This window comes from Effusibacillus lacus (assembly GCF_002335525.1).
Lineage (GTDB): Bacteria > Bacillota > Bacilli > Tumebacillales > Effusibacillaceae > Effusibacillus > Effusibacillus lacus.
This window is the reverse complement of the sequence record NZ_BDUF01000008.1, coordinates 23,381-38,257: the sequence shown is the minus strand read 5'-3', so window position 1 is coordinate 38,257 and position 14,877 is coordinate 23,381. Positions and strand designations below refer to the sequence as shown.

At 54.4% G+C, this 14,877-nt stretch carries 13 protein-coding genes and 1 riboswitch; all 13 genes read left to right on the top strand.

Annotation, left to right across the window (positions count from 1 at the left end; all coding sequences use genetic code 11):
• Window positions 1-7: 7 nt before the first annotated feature.
• Window positions 8-844 carry a VanW family protein gene (locus EFBL_RS01945; protein ID WP_096180516.1) on the top strand — a complete coding sequence of 279 codons (837 nt, stop codon included), beginning with the start codon at window positions 8-10 and terminating at the stop codon, window positions 842-844.
• A gap of 110 nt (window positions 845-954) precedes the next feature.
• Window positions 955-1,056: riboswitch (purine riboswitch) on the top strand.
• Between the two features lie 204 nt (window positions 1,057-1,260).
• Entirely contained in the window at window positions 1,261-1,749 is a 489-nt protein-coding gene (gene purE, locus EFBL_RS01940) for a 5-(carboxyamino)imidazole ribonucleotide mutase (RefSeq protein ID WP_096180515.1), read from the top strand.
• Window positions 1,746-2,963 carry a 5-(carboxyamino)imidazole ribonucleotide synthase gene (gene purK, locus EFBL_RS01935; RefSeq protein WP_096180455.1) on the top strand — a complete coding sequence of 406 codons (1,218 nt, stop codon included), beginning with the start codon at window positions 1,746-1,748 and terminating at the stop codon, window positions 2,961-2,963. Before purE ends, purK begins: the two co-directional genes overlap by 4 nt.
• 33 nt (window positions 2,964-2,996) lie before the next feature.
• Entirely contained in the window at window positions 2,997-4,358 is a 1,362-nt protein-coding gene (purB, locus tag EFBL_RS01930; protein ID WP_096180454.1) for an adenylosuccinate lyase, read from the top strand.
• A 291-nt stretch (window positions 4,359-4,649) separates the two neighbouring features.
• Entirely contained in the window at window positions 4,650-5,369 is a 720-nt protein-coding gene (purC, locus tag EFBL_RS01925; RefSeq protein ID WP_096180453.1) for a phosphoribosylaminoimidazolesuccinocarboxamide synthase, read from the top strand.
• Window positions 5,366-5,614, top strand: coding sequence for a phosphoribosylformylglycinamidine synthase subunit PurS (purS, locus tag EFBL_RS01920; RefSeq protein WP_096180452.1), 249 nt, complete (start codon window positions 5,366-5,368; stop codon window positions 5,612-5,614). The genes purC and purS overlap by 4 nt, the downstream gene beginning before the upstream one ends.
• Window positions 5,615-5,618: 4 nt before the next feature.
• Window positions 5,619-6,299, top strand: coding sequence for a phosphoribosylformylglycinamidine synthase subunit PurQ (gene purQ, locus EFBL_RS01915; RefSeq protein ID WP_096180451.1), 681 nt, complete (start codon window positions 5,619-5,621; stop codon window positions 6,297-6,299).
• Window positions 6,292-8,544, top strand: a complete 2,253-nt coding sequence (gene purL, locus EFBL_RS01910; protein WP_231705651.1) for a phosphoribosylformylglycinamidine synthase subunit PurL — start codon at window positions 6,292-6,294, stop codon at window positions 8,542-8,544. Before purQ ends, purL begins: the two co-directional genes overlap by 8 nt.
• On the top strand, window positions 8,529-9,944 hold the full coding sequence (gene purF, locus EFBL_RS01905; protein ID WP_096180449.1) for an amidophosphoribosyltransferase: 1,416 nt from the start codon (window positions 8,529-8,531) through the stop codon (window positions 9,942-9,944). Before purL ends, purF begins: the two co-directional genes overlap by 16 nt.
• A 9-nt stretch (window positions 9,945-9,953) precedes the next feature.
• Entirely contained in the window at window positions 9,954-11,057 is a 1,104-nt protein-coding gene (purM, locus tag EFBL_RS01900; RefSeq protein ID WP_096180448.1) for a phosphoribosylformylglycinamidine cyclo-ligase, read from the top strand.
• An 8-nt stretch (window positions 11,058-11,065) separates the two neighbouring features.
• Window positions 11,066-11,662: a phosphoribosylglycinamide formyltransferase gene (gene purN, locus EFBL_RS01895; protein ID WP_096180514.1), complete on the top strand. Its 597-nt coding sequence runs from the start codon at window positions 11,066-11,068 to the stop codon at window positions 11,660-11,662.
• Window positions 11,659-13,227: a bifunctional phosphoribosylaminoimidazolecarboxamide formyltransferase/IMP cyclohydrolase gene (gene purH / locus EFBL_RS01890; protein ID WP_096180447.1), complete on the top strand. Its 1,569-nt coding sequence runs from the start codon at window positions 11,659-11,661 to the stop codon at window positions 13,225-13,227. The genes purN and purH overlap by 4 nt, the downstream gene beginning before the upstream one ends.
• Before the next feature lie 356 nt (window positions 13,228-13,583).
• Window positions 13,584-14,849, top strand: a complete 1,266-nt coding sequence (gene purD, locus EFBL_RS01885) for a phosphoribosylamine--glycine ligase (RefSeq protein WP_096180446.1) — start codon at window positions 13,584-13,586, stop codon at window positions 14,847-14,849.
• The last annotated feature ends 28 nt before the right edge of the window (window positions 14,850-14,877 follow it).

Below are 14,877 nucleotides of genomic sequence, written 5' to 3'. Positions count from 1 at the left end.
GAACCACATGAACGAATTCAGTTTGCGCCCGCGACGGCGGAGTTGGCTGCGGATGAAGTTGGGCAGGCTCTATTTTTCCCTTAAGAGATATATTCAATGGCATCTGTCGGGCACCGGTTTCGCTCAGGAAAAATGGGACGGGCGTGTGGGAGATGCCCCTTTTTTATATGTGGTGTTTGAGCATCGTTCCTTGCTTTACCGGCAGCTTCGGAACGTCGATATGTGGTTGCAGAAAAATAAGGTGCATAATTTGCAACTGGCGGTTCCCAAGCTGAACGGGTTGATCCTGAGACCGGGCGAGACCATGAGTTACTGGAAGCTGATCGGCCCTCCCACGAAGCGAAACGGATACTTGAAAGGGATGGTGCTGCATGAGGGAACCTTCCAACCGGATTACGGAGGAGGTCTGTGCCAACTGTCCAATCTCATCTATTGGGCGACATTGCATACACCTTTGACGGTTACAGAACGGTACCGACACCAGTATGATGTGTTTCCGGATGCGGACCGCACGCAGCCTTTTGGGAGCGGTGCCACCTGCGCTTACAATTATGTGGATTTGCAGATTCGCAATGATACCGATGTCACTTTTTGCCTGCAGCTGGATCTGACCGACACCCACCTGGTTGGGGTGTGGCTTGCCGATCAGCCGATTGCGAAAACTTATGAAGTCTATGAAAAACATCACCGGTTTACACAGGAACTCTGGGGCGGGCATGTCCGTCATAACCAGATTTGGCGGAGGGTATTCGAGAATGGGGAGCAAGTGGATGATGAGTTGGTAACAGAGAATCATGCGTTGATGATGTACAGTCCGCTGTTGGCGGAAGGTGAAAAAACTTAGTCGAAAAAGCGAGAGGTCCCAGCTCATTTACGAACGTTTCTTCCTGGTTAGTTAAAATTGTTCGCCTTTTGCGTTGACACCCCCCACCATCACTGGTACACTGTTTATGGATGACACTTCAATTGAATACTCGTATATCTTCGGGAATATGGCCCGAAAGTCTCTACCCGGTTACCGTAAATAACCGGACTACGAGTTGAAAGCGAATCTAGGGTTCCGGTAAACCCCCCCAAAGCCTTTATAAGCAGAGGGGGTTTATGTCTGGTCCAAGCGATTCACATGCCGGTTGGCATGACACCGAAGGGATAAAAGCCCAGGCGGGCAGGTTTCGCTCGCTTACGAGGAAGAAACTTGCCCTGCCTGGGTTTCTGTTTCTGGAATGTGGAATAATAAGGCGGATGAATGGAGGTACCATAATGAGGAAACCGTTGGTGGGAGTGATCATGGGGAGCCAATCCGATTGGGATACCATGCGGGAAGCGTGCGTGATCCTGGACGAACTGCAGATTCCTTATGAGAAAAAAGTGGTATCAGCTCATCGTACGCCTGACCTAATGTTTGAATATGCGGAGACCGCCGTCGAACGCGGTCTGGAAGTGATCATTGCGGGAGCGGGCGGGGCCGCCCATCTGCCCGGTATGGTGGCAGCCAAGACCGTGCTGCCGGTGATCGGTGTTCCTGTGCAGTCAAAGGCCCTCAACGGGCTGGACTCCCTGTTGTCCATCGTCCAGATGCCGGCGGGAGTTCCTGTAGCAACCGTCGCCATTGGCAAAGCAGGCGCTGCCAATGCGGGATTGCTGGCCGCTCAGATCCTTGGCACGACTCGACCGGAGATCCGGGAACTGTTGGAGAAAAGGCGGTCGGCTATACGGCAGCAGGTAATGGAAAGCGGGGAACTGGCATGACGGACGCTTCGGGACAGTTGAAAGAGAAGCGAACAAGGAACGAGTATCCGAGAATCCTGCCCGGCAGCACCATCGGGATCTTGGGTGGCGGCCAACTGGGTCGCATGATCGCGCTTAAAGCCCGTGAAATGGGATACCGGATCGTCACGATGGATGCAACTGCTGATTCTCCCTGCGGACAAGTGGCCGATGAGGAATTCGTGGCATCGCTGGACAACTTGGAAGCGGCCCGGAAGATGGCCAAACGGTCAGATGTCTTGACCTACGAATTCGAAAACGTCAGTGACGAGATGGTCCGGGAGTTGGAACAGGAATCCTATCTGCCTCAAGGGGGCCATGTGCTTCATGTTACAAGACACCGGATTCGGGAAAAATCGGCCCTGGAAGCAATCGGGGTTCCGGTGGCACCATGGCGGCCAGTACACTCACTTGGGGATCTGGAACAAGCAGTGTCGGATCTGGGGTTTCCCTGTGTGCTGAAAACAGCCACCGGAGGCTATGACGGGAAAGGCCAATATGTACTGCGGGAACAAGCTGACATCGAACGCGCCTGGAAAGGGCTGGAAAAATCGTTGGACTCCGGGATTTCGCCCGATGCGATGGCCTCCGCTAGAATGCCTGAACTGGTTCTCGAGGGCTGGGTCGATTTTGACAAGGAACTGTCGGTTGTTGCCGCCCGCAATGGCTCGGGGGAGGTCCGCACCTTCCCGACAGCGGAAAACATCCACCGGGAGAATATCCTGCACCAATCCATTGTGCCGGCCCGGATTCCGGATGAAGCAAATCGTCTGGCACAGGAACTGGCAATCCGAATTGCCGAAAAGCTGAATGTGGTCGGACTTATCGCAGTCGAGATGTTCTGGAAAGAAGGCGTCCTGTTGGTCAACGAACTGGCTCCGAGGCCCCATAATTCAGGCCACTACACGATGGATGCCTGCATGACGTCCCAATTTGAGCAGCATATACGGGCCGTTTGCAATCTTCCGCTTGGAGACACCGATCTGTTAACGCCCGTGGTGATGGTCAACATTCTGGGGGAACACCTGCAGCCGGTGCTGGATCAGGCAGACTGCCTGGGTAGGGGAATCAAGATCCATCTCTACGGCAAAGCGGAAGCCAAAGAGAAAAGGAAGATGGGGCATCTCAACGTCCTGGCCCCATCCGTCGAAGAAGCGCTTGCAACCATTAACGGGCTTGCCATCTGGCAGCCATAAAATACAAAGGATCAACAATAAGGAGCAAAGACCATGTCCATAAAGGCAATTTCACCGCTTGACGGAAGATATCGGGATCAGGTCGGCATTCTGGGCGACTACGTGTCGGAATGGGCCCTGATCAAATATCGCGTGCATGTGGAGATCGAATGGCTGATCACCATGTCGCAAAACGATTGGATCAAGGATGTGCGTTCTTTTACGCAGCAGGAGGTAGATTTCCTGCGGACACTGGCGGCTGACTTCGACGAGGCGGCATCGCTGGAAGTTAAGAAAATTGAAGCAACAACCAAACACGATGTGAAAGCGGTGGAGTATTATATCAAGCGCCGCATCAAGGAGACGTCGCTTGCGGATGTGGCGGAATTCGTCCATTTTTGCTGCACGTCGGAAGACATCAACAACCTTTCCTACGGATTGATGATTCAGGGGGCGATCCGTGATGTGTGGTTGCCTTTGGCGGAAAAGTTGGCCGGTGCAGTAGCTGATTTTGCAGACCAAACAAAGGACGTGCCGATGCTGGCACGAACTCACGGACAGCCTGCAAGCCCCACGACTGTAGGGAAAGAACTGGCTGTGTTTGTCCGCAGATGGCAGCGGCAACTGAAGCAGATCCGAAGTCTCGAGTATCTTGGCAAGTTCAACGGGGCGGTCGGCAACTTTAATGCCCATGTGTCCGCCTATCCGGATGCGCCGTGGCAAGAGATTGCCAGATCGCTGGTGGAAGGGTTGGGACTTGCCTACAACCCTTTAACGACCCAGATCGAACCGCATGACTATCTGGCGGAAGTGTTCATGGCCTTGATTCGGTTTAATAACATCCTGCTCGACTTTGACCGGGATGTTTGGTCCTATATCTCTCTAGGGTACTTCAAACAGCAGACGGTAGCGGGTGAGATTGGATCCTCCACAATGCCGCACAAGGTCAATCCGATCAACTTTGAGAACTCGGAAGCAAACGTCGGACTCAGCAACGCCATGCTGGAACATCTGGCGATCAAGCTCCCGGTTTCCCGAATGCAGCGGGACCTGACCGATTCTTCCACACTGCGCAACATCGGTGTCGGTGTCGGACATTCCGTAATCGCGATTCAAGCGGCTCTTCGCGGGTTGAAGCAGTTGTCCGTCAATGAACAGGCGCTGGCAAGGGATCTCGACGACAACTGGGAGGTACTGGGCGAAGCTGTGCAAACCGTAATGCGCAAGAACGGCCATGACAATCCCTACGAGAAGCTGAAGGACCTGACCCGGGGGCTCAAGGTAGACGCGGAGGCTATGCGGAAATTTATCGAGGGGCTCGATCTTCCGACCGATGACAAAGCTCGTCTGCTGGAGCTCACACCTGCAACTTACGTCGGTCTGGCAAGCCAATTGCTGAAGCATATCGGCAAGTAACCCTCCGGGATTGCCGAATGGGACTGCCGAATAAGGGATTTTGGATCCCTTATTTTTAGGGAAAATGGGGTTGGTTTGTAGAATAAGGGACTCTCAGGTACTAATTTCGGATTTTTCTGGGTCGCCATCGGCCGAAAGTGACAGAATAGGTACCTCAAAATCCCCTATCTCAAAAATACGAGGGGAAAATCAAGAAATAAGGGACTAAAAGCCCCTTATTTTGAAAAAGGCTCCTGAACCGGGCAGAAGTCCCGGAATTATAAAAAACGGAGAGGCAAGGGGGAACGGCAAATGCCGGCAAAAGGTGAAATGCTGTACGAAGGCAAGGCGAAGAAAATATTCCTGACCGATCATCCGGAGCAGGTGATCGTCGAGTACAAGGACGATGCCACCGCGTTTAACGGTCAGAAGAAGGGACAAATTGCAGGCAAGGGGGAAATGAACAACCGGATTGCCTCCATCTTCTTCAAGCTGCTGGAAGCAAAAGGAATCCCCACCCACTACATCGACACGCTTTCCGAGCGGGAGATGTTGGTAAAGAAAGTGAAGATTCTTCCTTTGGAAGTGGTGGTTCGCAATATCGCGGCCGGTTCCCTTGCCAAGCGGATCGGCTGGGAAGAGGGAACGATTCTGCCGAAGACGGTGGTGGAATTTTACTACAAAAACGATGATCTGGGAGATCCGCTCGTGACTCCCTCCCACATTGACGTTTTGGAACTGGCAACCCCTGAACAACTGAACGTGCTGGAAAGCCTGGCGCGCGACATCAACGTTTATCTCAAAGCTTTTCTGTCTGACAAGAACCTGCTGCTGGTAGACTTTAAACTGGAGTTTGGCATCGATTCGGATGGCAACATCCTGCTGGCCGATGAGATTTCGCCCGACACCTGCCGTTTCTGGGATGCAGATACCAGAGAGAAGCTTGACAAAGACCGCTTTCGCCGCGATCTGGGTTCGGTGGAAGAAGCATATGAAGAAATCTTACGCAGACTAGGAGGACTCACCCGATGATTCTGGCCAAAATCCATGTTACCTTGAAAGCTTCCGTTCTTGACCCGGAAGGAACCACTGTCACCAAATCCCTGCATGCACTGGGATACGATGAAGTGGAAGACGTGCGGATCGGCAAGTACATGGAAGTGAAGATCAATACCACCGACAGGAAAACGGCGGAAGAGCGCGTCACCGAAATGTGCGAAAGGCTTCTGGCGAATACGGTGATTGAAAAGTATTCGTTCGAACTGACGGAGGTGTAAGTCGGTGCGCTTCGCGGTCATCGTATTTCCAGGTTCCAATTGTGACATTGACGCAGTGAAAGCGATTGAAGACGTGTTGGGTGAACCGGTCGAGATGGTTTGGCACACAGCCGCCGATTTGTCCGCTTATGATTGTATTATCCTGCCGGGCGGATTTTCTTATGGCGATTACCTCCGCTCCGGTGCCATCGCCCGCTTTTCACCGGTAATGGAAGAAGTCCGCAAGGCCGCAGCTGAAGGCAAACTTGTAATCGGGATTTGCAACGGATTTCAGATTCTGACCGAGTCCCATCTGCTCCCCGGTGCGCTGAGGGAGAACAATCACACCCAGTTCAACTGTGAAATCGTTCCGCTGGTGGTGGAGAATGCGAACACTCCCTTTACCTCGGGTTATCAGAAAGGACAAGTGATCCACATTCCGATTGCCCACGGGGAAGGCAACTACTACGTGGATGAAGAAACCCTGGCGAAGATGAAAGCCAACAACCAGATCGTATTCCGTTATCACGGCAAGAATCCCAACGGTTCCATCGAGAATATTGCGGGAATCTGCAACGAACAGGGCAATGTGCTGGGCATGATGCCGCACCCGGAACGGGCGGTGCATGATCTGCTCGGTTCCAGCGACGGCGGTGCACTCTTTACGTCAATTCTTACCAACTGGAGGGAGAAGCACGGTGCTTAACGAAACGACGAAGCAAACCCAACGGAAAGAACCGACTGCGCAAGAGGTCAAAGACCAGAAGATCTACCGCAGCTTTGGCCTGACGGATGAAGAATACGAGAAGATCGTCAAGCTGCTCGGACGCATGCCCAACTATGTGGAGACAGGCATCTATTCGGTGATGTGGTCCGAACACTGTTCCTATAAAAGCTCCAAACCGGTTCTGAAACGGTTCCCCACATCGGGCCCGCGGGTTCTGCAGGGACCGGGCGAAAACGCGGGAATTGTCGATATTGGCGACAACCAGGCGGTTGTGTTCAAGATCGAGTCCCACAACCATCCTTCTGCCATTGAGCCCTATCAGGGAGCCGCAACAGGGGTAGGCGGGATTATCCGTGACGTCTTCACCATGGGCGCCCGTCCGGTGGCCCTGCTGAACTCATTGCGTTTTGGAGAGATTGAGGACAATGCCCGCAACCGCTACCTGTTCAGCCATGTGGTGGCCGGAATCGCAGGGTACGGCAACTGTATCGGAATTCCCACCGTTGCCGGGGAAGTTGTATTTGATGATCGCTACACCCACAACCCGCTTGTGAACGCTATGTGCGTAGGGTTGATCGATCAGGATAAAATCACGAAGGGGAATGCGTCAGGGGCAGGGAACCCTGTGATGGTGGTCGGTGCCCGCACCGGCCGTGACGGAATTCACGGGGCCACCTTCGCGTCAGCGGAAGACCCCCACTCCAAAGAACGTTCCGCCGTTCAGGTGGGCGATCCGTTCATGGAGAAACTGCTGCTGGAAGCATGCCTGGAGCTGATTGCAACCGGAGCGGTTGTCGGCATTCAGGATATGGGAGCCGCCGGCATGACCTCTTCTTCCTCCGAGATGGCATCCCGTGCAGGGTCCGGTCTGGAAATGGACGTGGCACTGGTGCCGCGCCGTGAGGAAGGAATGACTCCCTATGAGATCATGCTGTCCGAATCGCAGGAGCGGATGCTGGTCGTAATGGAAAAGGGCAAGGAATACATTGCCGAACAGATCTTCCAAAAATGGGGCCTCGAGGCAACTGTAATCGGACGTGTAACGGACGACGGGATGCTGCGGATCAAGGAAGGCGATGAAATCGCAGCGGAGATCCCGGTTACAACACTGGTGGATGATGCACCGGTGTACAACCGTCCTTCCAAGCGCCCGGCCTACCTTGACGAAGTCCAATCATTCGACATCGAGGGGCTCCCTGTACCTCAGAACCTGAACGACACCTTGCACACCCTGCTCCGGCAGCCAACCATTGCTTCCAAAGAGTGGGTCTACCGCCAATATGATTACATGGTTCGCACTTCCACCGTGGTTCGGCCCGGTTCGGATGCGGCCGTGATCTCCATTCGGGGAACCCGCAAAGGGCTCGCCATGAAGACAGACGGAAACGGACGCTATGTGTACCTGGATCCGGAGATGGGCGGTAAGCTGGTGATTGCGGAAGCGGCACGCAACGTAGTCTGTACGGGTGCCGAACCGCTCGCGGTGACCGACTGCCTGAACTACTCCAGCCCGGAGAAACCGGAAATCATGTACCAGTTGGAGAAATCAGCCGACGGAATGTCCGAAGCCTGCCGCGTACTGGACACACCGGTCATTTCCGGCAATGTGTCCCTCTATAACGAAACCAACGGCATTGATATCTACCCGACTCCAATCATCGGCATGGTAGGACTGGTTCATGACCTTGATCACATCACGACGGCCGACTACAAAGAAGAAGGCAATCTTCTTTACATGACGGGCGTCACGAATGCGGATATCGGCGGTTCCGAATACCTGAAGGCGGTGCACGGCACAGTGTCAGGCAAAGCGCCGCAGATCGATCTCAACCTGGAAAAATCGGTTCAGCGCCTGACCCTTTCAGCCATCCAAAAGGGACTCATACGCTCGGCGCATGACTGTGCGGAAGGAGGACTGGCGGTTACGCTTGCAGAGTCTGCGATTGCAGGCGGCAAGGGAGCCAGGGTAGAGGTGGCAACGGAACTTCGGGCCGATTTTGCCCTGTTCTCGGAAAGCCCGTCCCGAATCGTTCTGGAGGTGACTCCGGACAATGCGGGCAAATTGGAAGCCCTTGCAAAAGAACAGAACGTTCCGATTACCCGCATCGGCCGGGTGGAAGGCACAAACCTTGTGATTGCCGTCAACGGACAAACAGTTGTGGATCAACCTGTAGGAGAACTCGCGAACACATGGAAAGGAGCCATCCCATGCATCATGAAATGATGTCCGACAAGTGGCATGAGGAGTGTGGCGTATTTGGAATTTATGGCCATCCGAACGCGGCGGAACTGACCTATTACGGACTCTATGCGCTGCAGCACAGGGGGCAGGAGAGTGCCGGAATCGCATCGGTGGATGGACGCAAGATGTACCAGCATAAAGGGATGGGCCTCGTATCGGAAGTCTTCGACTCAGACGTTTTGAAGACCCTGAAGGGCCACGCGGCCATCGGGCACGTACGCTATTCAACAACCGGGGAGACCTCCATCGCAAACGCCCAGCCGCTTACATTCGGCTCCCAGCGGGGAAACATGGCGCTGGCTCACAACGGAAACCTGATCAACGCTTTTCAACTGCATAACCGCTTGGAGCGGCAGGGCAGCATTTTTCAAACCACCAGCGATACGGAAGTGGTCGCCCATCTGATTGCCCGCTCCGGGCTTCCGACTATAGAAGAAAACGTCAAAGAGTCCCTCTCTATTGTCAAAGGAGCCTTTGCGTTCCTGATCCTGACCGATGACAAGCTGCTGGCAATGCGGGATCCCCATGGCTTGCGTCCGATGGCACTGGGGCAGTTTGAAGGAGCTTATGTAGTCGCTTCCGAAACCTGTGCCTTTGACACAATCGGCGCGGAATATCTCCGGGACATTGAACCGGGCGAAATGCTCGTGATCGATAAGAACGGGCTTCACTCGTCGAAGTTTGCCCATTCTTCAAAGACATCGCTCTGCACCTTTGAATACATTTACTTCGCCCGTCCCGACTCGGACATTGACGGATTCAACGTTCATTCCGTACGGAAAAAATTCGGCAAGCTGCTGGCGGAGGAACATCCGGTAGACGCGGACGTGGTCATTGGCGTCCCTGACTCCTCCATTTCGGCCGCCATCGGCTATGCGGAAGCAACCGGAATCCCTTATGAAATCGGCTTGATCAAAAACCGGTACATTGGCCGGACCTTCATTCAGCCAAGCCAGGAACTGCGGGAACGTGGAGTCAAACTGAAACTGTCCGCCGTACGCAGCATGGTGGACGGGAAGCGGGTTGTATTGATTGATGACTCGATCGTGCGCGGCACCACTTCCAAACGAATTGTCCAGATGCTGCGGGATGCCGGAGCCACGGAAGTGCATTTACTGATTTCGTCGCCCCCGGTGACCAATGCGTGCTACTACGGGATTGATACATCCGCGCGCAATGAACTGATTGCCGCCAACAAGACGGTGGAAGAGATCCGCGACTATATTGGGGCCGATTCGCTTCATTACCTGTCGGAAGAGAAGATGCTGAGTGCGTTTGACGTTGTGGATTTTGCCAATCACAAGTTCTGCAACGCCTGCTTTACCGGGCGCTATCCGACTGAGGTGTACGAAGATCTGGAGAAGCACATGTTGGAAAGGTAGGGGTCGACAGTGAGCGAACAGAAGCAGAGCGTTGCCCGTGCAAACAGGAAAGGTCGTGAGGCACCCCGTCTTGACGCCTACGCTCGGGCCGGTGTCAACATTGACGCCGGAAATGAAACGGTAGATCGCATCAAGCCCCATGTAGCCCGCACCTTCCGCCCGGAAGTGATCACTTCCCTCGGCGGTTTTGGCGGCGGGTTCCAATTGGATATGAGCAAATACAAAGAGCCGATTCTGGTATCCGGAACGGATGGAGTGGGCACGAAACTGAAGATTGCCTTCCTGATGGATAAACACGACACCATCGGAATGGATGCTGTCGCCATGTGTGTAAACGACATCCTGGTCATGGGAGCCGAACCCCTCTTTTTTCTTGATTATCTTGCAACCGGCAAACTCGTTCCGGAGACAGCGGAGCAAATCGTCAAGGGAATTGCGGACGGATGCGTGCAGGCCGGCTGCGCCCTGGTGGGCGGCGAAACGGCCGAGATGCCCGGCATGTATGCGGATGGCGAGTATGACATTGCCGGCTTCTCTGTGGGCATTGTAGAGAAAAGCAAGATGATCGACGGTTCCAAAGTCAAACCGGGGGATGCGCTGATTGGCCTGGCTTCCAGCGGCATTCATTCCAACGGCTATTCTTTGGTACGGAAAGTTCTGCTGGAAGAGAAGGGCTACTCCCTGAATACCCGGCTGCCGGGTCTGGACAAGACGTTGGGCGATGAACTGCTGACCCCAACCCGCATCTATGTAAAAAATGGGCTGGCCCTCCGTGGGCAGTTTGATGTGCATGCGTTTGTCCATGTGACAGGCGGCGGTTTCTGGGAAAACATCCCGCGGGTGCTGCCCGAAGGATGCGATGCGGAAATCGAGCTCGGCTCCTGGCCGGTGCTGCCGATTTTTGCACTGCTGCAGCGGGAAGGAAACATCCCGGACGTGGATATGTACCGCACTTTTAACATGGGCATCGGATTGATTGCTGTGGTTCCGGCCGGGCAGGCGGATGATTTTGTGGAAGCGGCCAATCGCCTCGGGGAACGGGCATACCGGATCGGACGGATTGTGGAAGGGAACCGCAAAGTGATCATCCCGGGAATTGAGGAAGAAGAATGAGCGGGAGCATGAAGCGGATTGCAGTTTTTGTTTCCGGCAGCGGCAGCAACTTGCAGGTGCTGTTGGACCGCTCGGCGGCAGGAAACCTGGGGGGTGCATCCGTTGTGCTGGTGGTTTGCGACAAACCCCAAGCCAAAGCGGTTGTCCGTGCGGAAGAGGCGGGTGTTCCGAGCCTTGTATTGATTCCCAAAGAGTTTCCTGACAAAGCTGCCTACGAAACCCGAATTCTGGAGGAATTGCGAGCCAGACAGGTTGATTTTGTCGTGTTGGCAGGATATATGCGGTTGGTGGGACCTACCCTTCTGGATGCCTACGGCGGACGGATACTCAACTTGCATCCGTCCCTGCTGCCCATGTTTCCCGGTAAGGACGCGATTGGACAGGCTCTGGAAGCGGGAGTGGAGGAGACCGGAGTCACGGTGCATTTTGTTGATGAAGGGATGGACACCGGGCCTGTAATTGCACAGGAGAGAATCAAGATCGAAAGAAACGAAACCAGAGAGACACTGACGGCAAAGATCCAATCGGTGGAGCACAAGCTGCTGCCTCGGGTTGTGGCCGATTTTGCCGCCGGGAAGATCCAAATGGGTGGGGGTAGAACATGAGACGGGCTTTGATCAGTGTGTCAGACAAGACCGGAATTGTAGAACTGGCGAAGGTTCTTGTAAAACACGACGTGGAAATCGTGTCGACTGGCGGAACCGCCAAGCTGCTGCAGCAAGAGGGGATTCCTGTAACGGGCATATCCGATGTAACGGGATTTCCGGAAATTATGGACGGACGGGTGAAGACCCTTCATCCCAATATCCACGGCGGATTGCTGGCCGTTCGTGACAATGAGAAACACATGCAGGCAATCGAAGAACTTGGCATCAAGCCGATTGACCTGGTTGTCGTCAACCTTTATCCCTTTAAGGAAACCATCCTGAAGCCGGGCGTGACTCATGACGAGGCGATCGAGAACATCGATATCGGGGGACCGTCCATGCTCCGTGCGGCTGCGAAGAACTACCGTGACGTCATCGTTCTGGTCGATGCGGTTGATTATGGATTGGTCGTGGAGAGCCTGGAGAAGGGACAACCTATTTCTGAGGATACCCGATTGGCGTTGTCGGCAAAAGTGTTCCGCCATACGGCCGCCTACGATGCGCTGGTAGCCCAGTACATGACCCGTCTGACGGGAGAAGAGTTTCCGGAGTCGGTCACGTTGACCTATGAGAAGGAACAGGATCTCCGCTACGGAGAGAACCCGCATCAACAAGCGGCGTTCTACCGGGAACCGGCAGCGGGCGCCGACACGATTGCAGGGGCCAAACAGCTCCACGGCAAAGAATTATCCTACAACAATATCAATGACGCCAACGCAGCCCTGGCCATCGTAAAGGAATTCGCGGAACCGGCAGTCGTCGCCATCAAGCACACCAATCCCTGCGGTGTGGGTATCGCCGACACAATCCATGGCGCATGGCAGAAAGCCTACGAAGCGGACCCTGTCTCCATCTTTGGCGGCATTATTGCACTCAATCGGGTTGTGGATGCAGCTACCGCGCAAGGGATGTCCGAACTGTTCCTCGAGATCATTCTGGCTCCCGGTTACGAACCGGAAGCGTTCGAGATTCTTGCCAGAAAAAAGAACCTCCGCCTGATGGAAGCGGCGATCGGGGAAACGTCTGAGGCATCCAAGGCATCCAAGGCAAGCTCCCTTCTCGGTGCACCCCGCACCTCCTTGAAGGTGGAAGGCGGTTTGCTGATTCAGGATTTGGATCGGAAGGTGGTCACAGCGGAAGAACTGCAGGTTGTTACCCGTCGTCAGCCGACACAAGAGGAATTGAAGCAGTTGCTCTTTGCATGGAAAGTGGTCAAGCACGTGAAGTCCAATGCAATCGTATTGGCACGGGAAAACAGAACCGTCGGGGTCGGGGCAGGCCAGATGAACCGCGTGGGTGCGGCCAAGATTGCGATTGAACAGGCAGGCGACCTGGCAAAGGGAGCGGTGCTTGCATCCGATGCGTTCTTCCCAATGCCTGATACAGTGGAGGCGGCAGCGAAGGCTGGAATAACCGCCATCATTCAACCGGGCGGTTCAATCAAGGACAACGAGTCCATCGAAGCGGCAGACCGGACAGGGATTGCCATGGTGTTCACCGGGGTTCGCCACTTTAAGCATTAATTCAAGCACGGATGAGTCAGGGGCGTCTCTGGCTCATCCGCCTTCTAATATTTGTCGAAAAAGCCAGTTTCGACAAATGGCGGAGAAAACGACCATCAAGCGACATCGGATCATTGAGTAACCCTTTTATGGCAGCATTTACTGACAAAAAGAAAGGTCAGACCCTTTTTCTCGCCAAAACCCTGCACTCACTGACACCGTTTGACAAGTGTGAATCAAGAAAGGCCTTTATGGCGAGAACCAGCTTTCAAAAAACAGGTAAGACCTTATAGGGCTATGGAACAGATGGGTCAGGATTGATTTAAACAAAGGTCAGACCTTGCCTGTCGAAAAAAATGGAAAGGGGGCGAAACAGAATGAAGGTTTTGGTGATTGGAAGCGGGGGGCGTGAACACGCTCTCGTATGGAAATTGGCCGAAAGCCCCCGCGTGGACAAAATCTTCTGTGCGCCGGGCAACGCTGGAATAGCTCAGATTGCCGAGTGTGTGCCCATTGCAGTGGAGGCGGTGGAGCAGTTGGCCGATTTTGTGCAGCGGGAAGGTGTTGATCTTACTGTGGTAGGGCCGGAAGCGGCTCTGCTTTCCGGGGTTGTGGATGAGTTTGAAAAGCGGGGACTCCGCATCTTCGGACCGCGCCGGGAGGCGGCTCTGATAGAAGGCAGCAAATCCTTTGCCAAGGATCTGATGATGGAACTGGGAGTGCCGACCGCCAAGTATCAGACATTTACGCAGATGGAACCGGCATTGCAGTACATCCGGGAGCAGGGTGCCCCGATTGTTGTGAAAGCGGACGGATTGGCGGCCGGAAAAGGGGTGATTGTGGCGCAAACGGTCACGGAAGCGGAAGATGCGGTTCGGTCGATCATGGAAGCGAAGGAATTTGGGGAAGCGGGCAGTCAGGTGGTCATTGAAGAGTTTCTTGCCGGGGAGGAAGCGACCGTTCTGGCGTTTGTAGACGGACAGACTGTCAGGCTGATGGTGCCCTCCCAGGACCACAAACAGGTATTTGACGGGGACAAAGGGCCCAACACCGGGGGCATGGGTACCTATGCGCCGGTATCCAAGGTGTCTGCCAAACTGCTGAAAGAAGTGGAAACCACCATTATTCGCCCAGTGGTTGACGGATTGGCGGCAAAAGGAACTCCTTACAAGGGAGTCCTCTATGCAGGCCTGATGCTGACCGCCCAGGGGCCGAAAGTGATCGAATTCAACGCTCGCTTTGGAGATCCTGAAACGCAAGTGGTGCTGCCCCTATTGGAGAACGATCTGGTGGAAGTGGCGGAAGCTGTCATTGAGGGACGGCTTGGCGAAGTGGAATTGTCCTGGAAAAATGGGGCTGCCGTGTGCGTAATTCTGGCGGCACAGGGATACCCCGGCTCTTACCGGAAAGGGGATGTCATTACCGGTCTGGATCATTTGCCGGAACAGGTGGCCGTATTTCACGCGGGTACCGCTGCGAAGGACGGCCAACTGGTGACCAACGGAGGCCGCGTTCTCGGTGTGACCGGTTTCGGCCACGACTTGAAAGCCGCCAAAGAAGCCGCTTATCGCGGAGTAGAGGCAATACACTTCGAAGGCATGCACTACCGGACAGATATATCGGATAAGGCGTTTCGCTCATAGTTGTAAATGCATTTCAGAATGGCAGAAT